This window comes from Pseudomonas sp. GL_139_B, from assembly GCF_057834475.1.
This window is the reverse complement of sequence record NZ_CM174403.1, coordinates 264052-275916: the sequence shown is the minus strand read 5'-3', so window position 1 is coordinate 275916 and position 11865 is coordinate 264052. Positions and strand designations below refer to the sequence as shown.

The following is an 11865-nucleotide window of genomic DNA, read 5'->3' as shown; positions in this document are numbered from 1 at the left end:
CCTTCAAACAAGAGGCCCGCGCATGAATCGCGACAGTCGTCACCTGGAATCCATTCTCCATCACGACATCCCCCTGACGCAGGCCATGGGCATCAAAGTGCTCGACTGGCACGACCAGCAACTGCGCCTGTTCTTGCCACTGGAAGCCAACGTCAATCACAAAAGCACCATGTTCGGTGGCAGTCTGTATTGCGGCTCGGTGCTGGCGGGTTGGGGCTGGCTGCATTTGCGCTTGCGTGAGGAAGGGATTGAAGACGGGCATATCGTGATTCAGGAAGGGCAGATCAGCTATCCGCTACCGGTAACCATGGACGCGACAGCGATTTGTCAGGCGCCGAGTGCGGCGGTGTGGAAAAAGTTTTTGACGATGTATCAGCGCTATGGGCGGGCGCGGTTGACGCTGCATTCACGGATGGTGAATGTCGGCAGTGATGACGATGCGGTGAGGTTTACCGGGCAGTACGTCCTTCACCGCTGAAGCTCAGCCGCCACAAAAACCTGTGGGAGCGAGCCTGCTCGCGATAGCGGACTGACAATCAACCTATTCTTTGACTGACACACCGTCATCGCGAGCAGGCTCGCTCCCACAAGGATTTCGCCTCACTCATACCACGGTCAGGAACGGGCCAGCTCCAACAGTTTTTCGCGCCACGCAGCCTTGGCCGGCAGTGCCAAAAAGAACTCATTCAACAACGATTCCCGTGCTGGATAACAAAACGGTGCACCGCTCAAGTCCAGCACCTCGCCGCCCGCACCTTCCAGCACGCCTTGCGCCGCAGCGGTGTCCCACTGCGAGGTCGGCGCCAGACGCGGATAACAATCCGCCGCCCCTTCCGCCAACAGGCAGAATTTCAACGAACTGCCGATATTGGCCAGTTGCAACTCGCCCAGGCTGTTGCTCAACCCGGCCAGCAAGCGCTCTTGCTCCGGGCTCGAATGCCGACGACTGGCAACCACGGTAAACGCCTCTCCCGCCGCAGGCACTTCGCGAACCTGAATCGGCAATGGCTGGCTGCCCTTGTCGCCGCGCCAGGCGCCCAAACCTGCACCACCGACGTAGAAACGCCCGTTGGTCGGCATCGAGACCACGCCAAACACCACCCGGCCCTGTTCGATCAGCGCGATGTTGACGGTGAACTCTTCACTGCCGCAAATAAATTCCTTGGTCCCGTCCAACGGGTCCACCAGCCACCACCGCTGCCACCCGGCACGCACGCTTTGCGGGATGTTGGCGTCTTCTTCGGACAGCACCGGGATGCTTGGGTCCAGCGCGGTCAACCCGGCCACGATCACATGATGAGCCGCGAGGTCAGCGGCGGTGACGGGTGAATCATCAGATTTGGCGGTCACGGCTGTGCCGGTACGCCAGAACGGCAGGATTGCTTCGCCAGCCTGCAATGCCAGTTCAACCACCGGCGCCATCAATGGATGCGAAAAATTCATGGCAGAAACACCCCGCGCTGGGTCAGCAGGTCACGGGCCAGATACAGTGCCGCCAAGGCACGGCCCTCGGTGAAGCGCGGGTTCTGCGCCAGGGCGGACAACTCACGCAGATTGATCTTGTCCACACCCATCGGCTCGGGCTCGTCACCCTCAAGGCTTTCTTCATACAGATCGGTGGCCAGCACCACCTGGATCTTCTGGCTCATGTAACCAGGCGACAATGACAACTCGGTCAGATGCTCCAGCTGTCGCGCGCCATACCCGGCCTCTTCCTTGAGCTCCCGCTCGGCCGCCGCCAGCACGTCTTCACCCGGCTCGATCAGGCCTTTGGGCAAGGACAGTTCATATTCATCGGTGCCGCCGCAGTATTCCTCGACCAACACCGCATGATCCGAATCGAGCATGGCCACGACCATCACCGCGCCATACCCCGCGCCCTTGCCGACCAAACGTTCATACGTGCGCTCCACGCCATTGGAAAAGCGCAGTTTCAGCTCTTCGACACAGAACAAACGGCTGGTGGCGACGATTTCGCGGGCGAGGACGGTGGGTTTCTGGCGCATGAAAAGCTCCTAGGCGTGAACGCGCTACTATACCCGGCCTATCCTGATTGTTGACCTCGGATATCTCTTTTACCGCTGGAGAAGTTTTTTATGTCCCTGCTGCCCTGGCGCGACATCGACACCGTTCTGCTGGACATGGATGGCACGCTGCTGGACCTGCACTACGACAACCATTTCTGGATGGAGCACTTGCCACAGCGTTACGCCGAGTTGCACGGGGTGAGCCGGGCTATGGCTGAGCTGGAATTGCAGCCGCTGTTCGAGCGTAACGCCGGCCAGTTGCAGTGGTACTGCCTGGATTTCTGGAGCACCGAATTGAAACTGCCGGTGCGCGAACTGAAACTGGAAACCGCGCACCTGATCGCCTTGCGGCCGGATGCAGATACCTTTCTGGCCGCGATCAAACAGGCGGGCAAGCGGGTAGTGATGATCACCAATGCGCATCGGGATTCACTGTCATTGAAGCTGGAAAGGATTGAACTGGCGCCCTACTTCGAGCGCTTGATCAGCTCGCATGATTACGGTTTTCCCAAAGAGAATGCGCAGTTCTGGGAGGCGTTGCAGGCGGACATCGGTTTCGACCCTGCGCGCAGTCTGTTTATCGACGATACGTTACCGATACTGCGCAGCGCGCGCCGTTTTGGCGTGGCGCATTTGTTGGCAGTGAGCGAGCCGGACAGTCGCAAAGGGCCTAAGGACACGGCGGAGTTTGCGGCGGTGGGAGATTATCGGGATTTAATTGCCGGGCTCTAGACTGCGTCGCCTGAATCGCGGGCAAGCGCTAGAATCCCCTCCTTCACCGCGCCCTGGAGCGAAGATGGACATCAAGCAACTGAAATTCCTCATCGCCCTCGACGAAACCCGACACTTTGGCCAAGCCGCTGCCCGCTGCCACATCACCCAGCCGACCCTCTCCATGCGCCTGCGCAGTCTAGAAGAAGAACTTGAGTTGCCACTGGTCAATCGTGGTCAGCGATTTGAAGGGTTTACCGCACCCGGTGAACGCGTGCTGGCCTGGGCGCGCACAGTGCTGGCGGCTTACGACGGCTTGCAGGCTGAAGCTGCGGCTTGTCGCGGTAATCTGGTCGGTACGTTGCGATTAGGCGTAGTGCCGCTGTCGAGTTTCGATCCTCTGCCGCTCATGCAACGCTTGCACGCTGAACACCCGAACCTGCGTTTCGAACTCTCGGCGTTGAGCTCCGAGCAAATCCTCGAACAACTGTCGAACAACCGTCTGGACCTCGGCGTGTCTTATCTGGAGCGTCTGGACAACGAGCGCTTCGATTCACTGGCGTTCAGTGAAACCCACATGGGCCTGCTCTACGATCAGCGCTTTTTCAGTTTCGGCGAATCGCCTTTGAGCTGGGAGTCGCTGATCGAGCTGCCGCTGGGCATGCTCACCAGCGGCATGCACTTTCGCCAGTCCATCGACCACAACTTCCACAGCCGCGGCCTGTCACCTCAGCCACTGCTGCAGACCGATGCGGTGCACCAATTGTTACAAGCGGTACACGGTGGCATGTGCTGCGCGGTGATGCCGCTGGAAGGCGGCCTGGAAAACCTCACTGATCACTTGCGCCTGCAACCTATCGAAAACGCGCAGACCCTCGCCCGGCTGGGGTTGATCATGCGTCGCAGCGCCCCACGCTCGGCCTTGGCGGAAGCCTGTTTTGCGATTTATTCAAAATCACTGACAGCCTCTTGATCGACGTCATCTATCGGCAGATCAGTAATAGCGATTAGACGCGACCTTTTGACGCGCCTAGGCTTAGAGCTGATCAAACCGTCGGTGAAACCTCATGAACACCAAGCGCCCCGGCTGCGCGGCGCCCGCACTCGAAACACCCGCGCCAGACGCAAGCCAGACCTACAGTTTCTGCGATCTTCAATTCACAGAGTCGGCCAGCACCGCGCTGGCCGAAGAAGTTGCGTTGGCAATTGCCTACAACGGCATCAGCCAGGCTGTGATGTTGGTGACGCCGACTGACCTTGAAGATTTCATCGTCGGCTTCAGCCTCGGCAGCGGCATTATTGAAGACGCGACCGACATCTATGACCTGCAATTGACCGGTGAAGGGGCTGCGCAGTACGCGCAAGTGACCATCGCCAACCGCGCCTTCTGGAACCTCAAGCAGCAGCGTCGGCAACTGGCCGGCACCAGCGGTTGCGGGCTCTGTGGCGTGGAAGCAGTTGAACAGGCATTGCCCGACCTCAAGGTGCTGCCGGGCGCGCCGCTGCCGCCTGCCGAATGGCTCGATGGCCTGCGCCAACGCATCGGTGCGTTTCAGCCGCTGGGCCAGCATTGCGGCGCGGTGCACGCGGCGGTGTTTATGAACGGTCAGGGCGAGTTGCTGCTGGGCCGCGAAGACATTGGCCGGCACAACGCCCTCGACAAATTGATTGGCGGGTTGATCCGCCAAAATATTCCAATTACCGGTGGGGTAGCGATAGTCACCAGCCGGTGCAGCCTCGAATTGATCCAGAAAGTCTTGCGCGCCGGCATCCAGACCCTCGTCAGCCTGTCGTCACCCACGGGCCTTGCTGTGCAGTGGGCCCGTCGTCATAACCTCAATCTCATCCATCTATCACAGAAGAATGCGCCGCGGGTCTACAGCCCAGCGTTGGAGACTCAAGCGTGAGCCAACATCAACAAGCCGACCAGAAACCCGTCCCCCGCTACAAGCCCTATAAAGGCGCGGCCGGTGGCTGGGGCGCGCTGGCCAGCGTTGCCCGGGCCTGGTTGACCAGCGACAACGCCCTGAAAAATCTGCGCATGATGCTCAAGACCAACAAGAACGGCGGGTTCGACTGCCCCGGTTGCGCCTGGGGCGATTCCAAGGAAGCCGGCATGGTGGCGTTCTGCGAGAACGGCGCCAAAGCGGTGAACTGGGAAGCGACCAAGCGCCGTGTCGATGGCGCGTTTTTCGCCAAGCACAGCGTCAGCTCGTTGCTCGAACAAAGTGACTACTGGCTCGAGTACCAGGGCCGCTTGACCGAGCCGATGTGCTACGACGCCGAAACCGATCGCTACAAGCCGATCAGCTGGGAAGCGGCGTTTGCCTTGATCGCCAAGCATTTGCAGGGCTTGTCGAGCCCGAACCAGGCCGAGTTCTACACCTCGGGGCGCGCCAGCAACGAAGCGGCGTACCTTTATCAACTGTTCGTACGCACTTACGGCACCAACAACTTCCCCGACTGCTCGAACATGTGCCACGAGGCCAGCGGTGTGGCATTGGCGCAAAGCGTTGGCGTCGGCAAAGGCACCGTGACCTTCGACGACCTCGAACATGCGGATGCGATTTTCGTCTGGGGCCAGAACCCCGGCACCAATCACCCGCGGATGCTCGAACCGTTGCGCGAAGCAGTGAAACGCGGTGCGCAGGTGGTGTGCATCAACCCGCTGAAAGAGCGTGGCCTGGAACGCTTCCAGCACCCGCAACACCCGATCGAAATGCTCACCAACGGCGACAAGCCGACCAACACCGCGTACTTCCGTCCGGCATTGGGCGGCGACATGGCAATCATGCGCGGCATGGCGAAATTCCTGCTGCAATGGGAGCGCGATGCGCAGAAGACCGGGGAGCCCGCCGTGTTCGACCATGACTTCCTCAACGAACACAGCGCCAACGTGCTGGATTACCTGGCCGTCGTCGACGATACGTCGTGGGAGCAGATCGTCGAACAGTCCGGCCTGACCCTGGTGGAGATCGAGCAAGCGGCGCGCATGTACGCCAAGGGCAAGAACGTCATCATGTGCTGGGCCATGGGCATCACGCAGCACCGCCATTCGGTGGCGACCATTCAGGAAATCGCCAATCTGATGTTGCTGCGCGGAAACATCGGCCGGCCGGGTGCAGGTCTGTGCCCGGTGCGCGGCCACAGTAACGTGCAGGGCGACCGGACCATGGGCATCAACGAGCGTCCGCCAGTGGCGTTCCTTGATTCGCTGGAGCGTCGTTTCCAGTTCAAGGTGCCGCGTGACAATGGCCACAATGTGGTCGAAGCGATTCACGCCATGGCCGACGGTCGCTCCAAAGTTTTCATCGGCCTGGGCGGCAACTTCGCCCAAGCCACGCCGGACAGCTCGCGAACCTTCCAGGCGTTGAGTAATTGCGACCTGACCGTGCAGATCAGCACCAAGCTCAACCGCAGCCATTTGGCCCACGGTAAAGACGCGCTGATCCTGCCGTGTCTGGGCCGTACCGACATCGATATCCAGACCGAAGGCCCGCAAGCGGTGACCGTGGAGGACTCGTTCAGCATGGTCCACGCCTCCAACGGCCAGTTGCAGCCGCTGTCGAACCAGATGCGCTCTGAGCCGGCGATCCTCGCCGGCATCGCCGCCGCCACGCTGGGCAGCAAACCGGTGGACTGGAACTGGCTCGTGGCTGATTACGGCCGCATCCGCGATCTGATTGCCGACACGATTCCAGGCTTCCAGAACTTCAACGAAAAGATCAAGAATCGGGGCGGTTTCTACCTCGGCAGCAGTGCCGGTGCGCGTAAGTGGAACACGCCGTCAGGCCGGGCCAATTTCCGCCCGAATGCCCTGCCTAAAGATTTGGTGCACGAGCGCACACGCGCTACCGGGGTGCTCCCCGATTTGATCATGCAATCGATGCGCTCTCACGATCAGTACAACACCACGGTTTATGGGCTTGATGACCGTTATCGTGGCGTGAAGGGTCAGCGCGATGTGTTGTTTGTAAACGAAGCCGACATCATTCGCCTGGGTTTCAAACCGGGGCAGAAAGCCGATATCGTTTCGATCTGGGATGATGGGCGTGAGCGTCGGGTGAAGGGCTTCACGCTGCTGGCGTTTGATATTCCTGCGGGGCAAGCGGCAGCTTACTACCCTGAAGTGAATCCGCTGGTGCCGTTGGAAAGCATCGGGGATGGCAGCCATACACCGACGTCGAAGTTCGTGGCGATCCGGTTGGAAGTGGCGAGTGAGACCGGGTTGATTTTGGCCAAGTCGGCTTAACGCGGCGTCTGATCTGGCCTCTTCGCGAGCAGCTCGCTCCCACAGGGGGTTTGTGTTCAACACAGACCCATTGTAGGAGCGGGCTTGCTCGCGAAGGCGGAGAAACATTCAACTATTATTCCGGACCAATCACTTTCCAATCGCCCACAAAAAAGGCCGTTTCTGTATAGAAACGGCCTGTCCGAAGTAACTAAAGACCGGCGAAAAACAGTTAAGTTCCGTCTATAAAACAGTAACTTATAGAAATGTGCTCAAGTCGTGTTACTCGTCGGATTTCGATTGTCACACCTCTGACACAGCCTCAGGATCGCGTCGTCATCCCCTTGAGGTTCCTCCATGAAGTTCTCCTCGATTCTCTTGTTGTCCCTTGGCTTGTTTAGCGGCATTGCTTCTGCTGGCGGCAATACCGAAGCAGGTGTGGGCGGCGCATTGGGCGGGGTTCTTGGCTCGGTCGTCGGTCAGTCCTTAGGCGGCAATACAGGTTCCACCATCGGCGCAGCCTTGGGTGGCGCGGGTGGTAGCGCAGTCGGCGCAAACAAACACAGCCGTGGCGAAGCCGCCATCGGTGGTGCGCTGGGCGCGGCAGGCGGTAACGTGGTCGGTCGCAGCATGGGCGGCACCTCAGGCAGCCTGATCGGTGCCGCAGCAGGCGGCGGCGCCGGTGGCGCGCTGGGTAACTACATGGGCAACAAATACGATGATGAAGATGGCGGCGATCATGGCTCCTATCGTGGTCATGGTGATCGTCGTTACTACGATGACCACCACCGTCACCACGGCCATGCCTATGGCCATCGCAAGCATCACAAATACTATCGCGACTGAGGCTTCCATCACCTCGTTAGCCGATACATCAAAAAATCGCAGCCCAAGGGCTGCGATTTTTTTTGCCCTGTCTAAACCACCAGGCGCTCCAGCGCGCCACGCAATCCGGCCGGAATCGATACCGGCTGATTCGAAGCACGATCTACGAAGACATGCACGAAGCGCCCGGCCGCACAGGCTTCGTCTTCCCCGTGCTTGAACACGGCCAATTCGTATTGCACCGAGCTGTTGCCCAGTTTGCCAACCCGCAGGCCGATCTCGATCCGGTCCGGAAAGGCGATGGAGGCAAAGTAATCGCAAGCTGAACTCACGACAAAACCCACCACCTCGCCGTCATGGATATCCAGGCCACCGACCTCGATCAAGTAGGTGTTCACCGCCGTGTCGAAAAAGCTGTAGTAGGTGACGTTGTTGACGTGACCATAGGCGTCGTTGTCGTGCCAGCGGGTGGTGATGGGCTGGAAATGTGGGTAGTCGGTGCGTTGATTCATACGCAGCTCTCGTCTTGAAGTGGCTGAAGTCTACCGATCCGCAAACCCTTTACCCACCTCTGCCAATTCGCCGATCAAGCGCGCCGGACGCCAGTGGTCACCCTGCCGGGTTTCCAGCGCCATCAAGCGCTGATGAATGTCCGTCAATCCTTGCTGGTCCGCCCACGCCATTGGCCCGCCCTTCGCCGCCGGGAAACCATAACCGTTGACGTACACCAGATCGATGTCATGCGCCGACGCGGCAATGCCTTCCTGAAGGATCTTCGCCCCTTCGTTAACCAGTGCCAGCAGGCAACGCTCAAGAATCTCCTCAGCGCTTATCTCGCGACGCTGGAAGTCCAGCCCTTCGCTGACCTGCAACACCAGCGCATCCACTTCCACATCGTGCTCGGCCTGGCGACTGCCCGGCGCGTAGTGGTAATAACCGTTGCCACTCTTCTGACCGAAACGCCCGAGTTCGCACAGCCGGTTATCCACCTGAACCTCCGGCGCATCCTGTCCTGTGCCCGCCAGTTCACGAGCCCGCCAGCCCAGGTCGACGCCAACCACGTCGTACATGCGGAACGGCCCCATGGCGAAACCGAAACCTTGCAGCGCTGCATCCACCTGATAGGGATAAGCCCCCTCCAGCAACATCTTGCGTGCTTCAAGCACGTAGGTATTGAGCATGCGGTTGCCGATGAAACCGTCACAGTTGCCAGCAACCACACTGACCTTTCCCATGCGCTTGCCCAGTGCCAGCGCAGCGTCTAGCACTGGCGATGCGGTCTGGGCGCCACGGACGATTTCCAGCAGTTTCATGATGTGTGCAGGGCTGAAAAAGTGCAGGCCCAGCACTTGCTGCGGACGATGAGTCACAGCAGCGATGGCATCGATGTCCAGCGCCGAGGTGTTGCTGGCCAGAATCGCTTCGGGTTTGAGCAGCCCGTCCAGTTCACGAAATATTGTCTGTTTCAGCTCGAGGTTTTCGTAGACCGCTTCGATGACCAGATCGACGTCACGGATCGATGCGTAGTCCGCCGCTGCGGTCACTCGCGCAATGCGCGCGTCTGCCTCGGCCTGATCGATGCGCCCTTGGCGCACATTGTGAGCATTGGTTTCGGCCACTGTGGCCAGTGCCTGTTCAAGCATCTGCGGATTGTTATCCACCCACTGTACCGGCACCCCGGCGTTGGCCAGACACATGACAATGCCACGGCCCATGGTGCCTGCACCGATGACCGCGGCGCGCTGAATGTTGAATGGCGTCTGGCTCATGATTTTCTCTCGTGTTGGCGATCCAAAGACAGCCCCCACCATAGTCAGCCATCGCGCGTTTTTGAAATTTATTCCTGTGATGAGCAACATTCAGCGGATGGATTTACCCCGGCAGATTCGCCTCGGCCCAACCGCGTACCTCGGCGTACGGATAATCTTCCAGCGCCGCAAACCCTGAAATATTCCGCGCCTTCAGTTTGGTAAACAGCGGCACACTAATCCCGCACAGGAAACGAGTCACACGCTCAGCCGATGGAACGTTGCCAGTGTGCTGCTCATGCCTGTGGATAAAATCACCGCACAGTGCTTCAAAGTTTTTATCCACAAGCGCCGGCAATTCCGGTGGTGCTGGCAGTCGCGCGACATGCCCGTGACACACCGAGCAATGCCCGCATTGCCGAGGTGCGTTTTCGTCGCCGAAGTACTCGGCCAGGCGATAACCCAGGCAATGGTCGGTGGCGAACAAGTCCAGCATCGCGTGAATACGAGCGATCTCTGTACGTTCGTGCTGGGTGAAGTAAGCATGTAACTCGGCACTCAACGCCTGACTGTCGAAGTCTGTTTTCAGCAGGCTGTAGACCTCTGTCATCTGCTTGCTTTCAAGTTCGACCCAGCCTTTCTCCTGAAAGTAATCCAGTGCCTTGACCACCCGATTGCGCTCGGCCTGATGCTGCTCATACAGCGCATCGAAATTCACCGTGGCCCAGGTTCGCGCACGGCTGGAGGTCTGGATGATTGCGGCGACGAAGTCCTTGCGCTCGCCCTCGAAGCGCGCAAGCAAGGCTTCCGGCTCCTGCAAGTACTTGAAACGGTATTCGGCGTAATAGGCGTAACGCGGGGCGATCAAGCCGCGCAGCTCCAGCTGAACCAATAAGGTCTTGAGCGGCAATTGGCGAATGTTGCTCTGATCCGCCAATGGCCCCAACAGAAACTCCCACTGCCCCTCAGGGGCGGCGGCGAGCATTTCATCGAGCACACTGCGGATACCGTCAAGCTCTGGAGTGTCGCCGTAGACGAAGTTTTCCAGCACGTTGAGGCTATCGCGGTTGGCCAATACCAGACAGTCGGAGGGTTGCCCGTCACGCCCGGCACGGCCGATTTCCTGGCTGTAGTTTTCGATGGATTTGGGCAGGTCGAAATGCACCACGTTGCGGATGTCACTCTTGTCGATGCCCATGCCAAACGCGATGGTGGCGACGATGCAATTTGACTGACCGCCCATGAACCGTTTCTGGATGGCTTCGCGCTGATCGTTGGGCAACCCGGCATGATAGGCCTCGGCTTGAATGCCGTTACGCCCCAGGTGTTCGGCGATGTGTTCAGCGGTTTTTTGCAGGGTGACGTAGACGATGCTCGGCTGCTGGGGGCGCTCGCTCATCCACTCGACCAGACGTCGGCGCTTGTCCTGACCGCGTACGGGCTCAACCAACAAGTTGAGGTTCGGCCGGTAGAAACCGGTGGTCACGACATCTTCCGGGGCGATTGCGAACCTGGCCTCCATGTCCGCGATCACCTTGGGCGTCGCGGTAGCGGTCAGTAGCAGCGCTTGTGGAATATTGAACTGGCGCTGGTAGTCGGGCAGCTTGAGGTAATCAGGGCGGAAGTTATGGCCCCACTCGGAAATGCAGTGCGCCTCGTCTACCACCAGCAGCGAAATGGGGACTTGCTGCAAGAAGTTACGGAAGCGCTCATTTTTAAGGCGCTCCACCGAGATCATCAAAATCTTCAACTCGCCGGACTTGGCCCGGGCCATCACATCACTGGCGTCGTCGCGACTCTGCGCCGAATCGATACTGCCCGCCGCAATGCCGTGGCGTTGCAGGAACGCCAATTGGTCCTGCATCAGCGCGAGCAACGGCGAGACTACCAGCGTCAGGTGCGGCAGCAACAAGGCGGGTAATTGATAGCAAAGGGACTTGCCGGAACCGGTGGGAAAAATCGCCGCCGCCGAGCGCCCGGCCAGTACCGCGCTGACCGCAGCCTCCTGACCCGGTCGAAACTGTGGATAACCGAAAACCTGTTCCAGGGTGTTGTGCATAAGCTGTCACTCCGTTGACCGCTGCGAAGCCCAAAGCCTAGCCGGCAAACGCTGCGAGTCGAGAAAAGGTCGGGGACCAAAACGATACGGGATGATACCGCGTCACTCTATGGAGCTTTGCCACAGGATGAAACAAACGAAACACTTTGTTCCTCGCAGTGCCGCTCACTCTGACGGTAAGGTCTTTCTCGCACAATAACCGTCCGCGCATTTCACATCACGGCAGGACGCCTGATGGGCGCGGCATTTGAACAAGGAACGACC

11 protein-coding genes are annotated in these 11865 nt (G+C 59.3%); 6 read left to right on the top strand and 5 right to left on the bottom strand.

What is annotated here, in order from left to right; translation table 11 throughout:
* Nucleotides 1–22: 22 nt before the first annotated feature.
* The gene (locus AC3ISI_RS01240) at nt 23–478 is read left to right on the top strand and encodes a thioesterase domain-containing protein (protein ID WP_489335115.1); all 456 of its coding nucleotides are present in this window, start codon (nt 23–25) and stop codon (nt 476–478) included.
* Nucleotides 479–615: 137 nt separating this feature from the next.
* Here AC3ISI_RS01240 and cysQ read toward each other — a convergent pair whose 3' ends face one another.
* Both cysQ and nudE read right to left on the bottom strand, forming a co-directional pair.
* On the bottom strand, nt 616–1443 hold the full coding sequence (cysQ, locus tag AC3ISI_RS01235) for a 3'(2'),5'-bisphosphate nucleotidase CysQ (RefSeq protein WP_489335114.1): 828 nt from the start codon (nt 1441–1443) through the stop codon (nt 616–618).
* Nucleotides 1440–2006, bottom strand: coding sequence for an ADP compounds hydrolase NudE (nudE, locus tag AC3ISI_RS01230; protein ID WP_489335113.1), 567 nt, complete (start codon nt 2004–2006; stop codon nt 1440–1442). Before nudE ends, cysQ begins: the two co-directional genes overlap by 4 nt.
* A 90-nt stretch (nt 2007–2096) precedes the next feature.
* Between nudE and yrfG the strand changes: the two genes are divergently transcribed.
* The 5 genes from yrfG (at nt 2097) to AC3ISI_RS01205 (ending at nt 7815) form a co-directional block, all read left to right on the top strand.
* Nucleotides 2097–2759 (top strand): GMP/IMP nucleotidase, encoded by a 663-nt coding sequence (gene yrfG / locus AC3ISI_RS01225; RefSeq protein ID WP_489335112.1) that lies wholly within the window; start codon nt 2097–2099, stop codon nt 2757–2759.
* 64 nt (nt 2760–2823) lie between these two features.
* The gene (locus AC3ISI_RS01220; RefSeq protein WP_489335111.1) at nt 2824–3711 is read left to right on the top strand and encodes a LysR family transcriptional regulator; all 888 of its coding nucleotides are present in this window, start codon (nt 2824–2826) and stop codon (nt 3709–3711) included.
* Nucleotides 3712–3805: 94 nt separating this feature from the next.
* Complete coding sequence (gene fdhD, locus AC3ISI_RS01215) at nt 3806–4645, top strand: formate dehydrogenase accessory sulfurtransferase FdhD (RefSeq protein ID WP_489335110.1); 840 nt, start codon at nt 3806–3808, stop codon at nt 4643–4645.
* A complete protein-coding gene (locus AC3ISI_RS01210) occupies nt 4642–6990 on the top strand; it encodes an FdhF/YdeP family oxidoreductase (RefSeq protein WP_489335109.1) in 2349 nt (782 codons plus the stop codon). The genes fdhD and AC3ISI_RS01210 overlap by 4 nt, the downstream gene beginning before the upstream one ends.
* 336 nt (nt 6991–7326) lie before the next feature.
* Nucleotides 7327–7815 carry a glycine zipper domain-containing protein gene (locus AC3ISI_RS01205; RefSeq protein WP_489335108.1) on the top strand — a complete coding sequence of 163 codons (489 nt, stop codon included), beginning with the start codon at nt 7327–7329 and terminating at the stop codon, nt 7813–7815.
* A gap of 71 nt (nt 7816–7886) precedes the next feature.
* Here the strand turns inward: AC3ISI_RS01205 and AC3ISI_RS01200 are convergent, their stop codons facing one another.
* The 3 genes from AC3ISI_RS01200 to AC3ISI_RS01190 form a co-directional block, all read right to left on the bottom strand.
* A complete protein-coding gene (locus AC3ISI_RS01200) occupies nt 7887–8306 on the bottom strand; it encodes an acyl-CoA thioesterase (protein WP_489335107.1) in 420 nt (139 codons plus the stop codon).
* A 30-nt stretch (nt 8307–8336) separates the two neighbouring features.
* Entirely contained in the window at nt 8337–9563 is a 1227-nt protein-coding gene (locus AC3ISI_RS01195) for a 3-hydroxyacyl-CoA dehydrogenase (protein ID WP_489335106.1), read from the bottom strand.
* Nucleotides 9564–9666: 103 nt separating this feature from the next.
* Nucleotides 9667–11601, bottom strand: coding sequence for a RecQ family ATP-dependent DNA helicase (locus AC3ISI_RS01190; RefSeq protein WP_489335105.1), 1935 nt, complete (start codon nt 11599–11601; stop codon nt 9667–9669).
* Between the last annotated feature and the right edge of the window lie 264 nt (nt 11602–11865).

Coding starts and splice junctions, on each gene's coding strand:
- yrfG (WP_489335112.1), top strand. CDS start 2,097: ATGTCCCTGCTGCCCTGGCGCGACATCGACACCGTTCTGCTGGACATG.
- AC3ISI_RS01200 (WP_489335107.1), bottom strand. CDS start 8,306: ATGAATCAACGCACCGACTACCCACATTTCCAGCCCATCACCACCCGC.
- AC3ISI_RS01240 (WP_489335115.1), top strand. CDS start 23: ATGAATCGCGACAGTCGTCACCTGGAATCCATTCTCCATCACGACATC.
- AC3ISI_RS01190 (WP_489335105.1), bottom strand. CDS start 11,601: ATGCACAACACCCTGGAACAGGTTTTCGGTTATCCACAGTTTCGACCG.
- AC3ISI_RS01205 (WP_489335108.1), top strand. CDS start 7,327: ATGAAGTTCTCCTCGATTCTCTTGTTGTCCCTTGGCTTGTTTAGCGGC.
- cysQ (WP_489335114.1), bottom strand. CDS start 1,443: ATGAATTTTTCGCATCCATTGATGGCGCCGGTGGTTGAACTGGCATTG.
- AC3ISI_RS01220 (WP_489335111.1), top strand. CDS start 2,824: ATGGACATCAAGCAACTGAAATTCCTCATCGCCCTCGACGAAACCCGA.
- nudE (WP_489335113.1), bottom strand. CDS start 2,006: ATGCGCCAGAAACCCACCGTCCTCGCCCGCGAAATCGTCGCCACCAGC.
- fdhD (WP_489335110.1), top strand. CDS start 3,806: ATGAACACCAAGCGCCCCGGCTGCGCGGCGCCCGCACTCGAAACACCC.
- AC3ISI_RS01195 (WP_489335106.1), bottom strand. CDS start 9,563: ATGAGCCAGACGCCATTCAACATTCAGCGCGCCGCGGTCATCGGTGCA.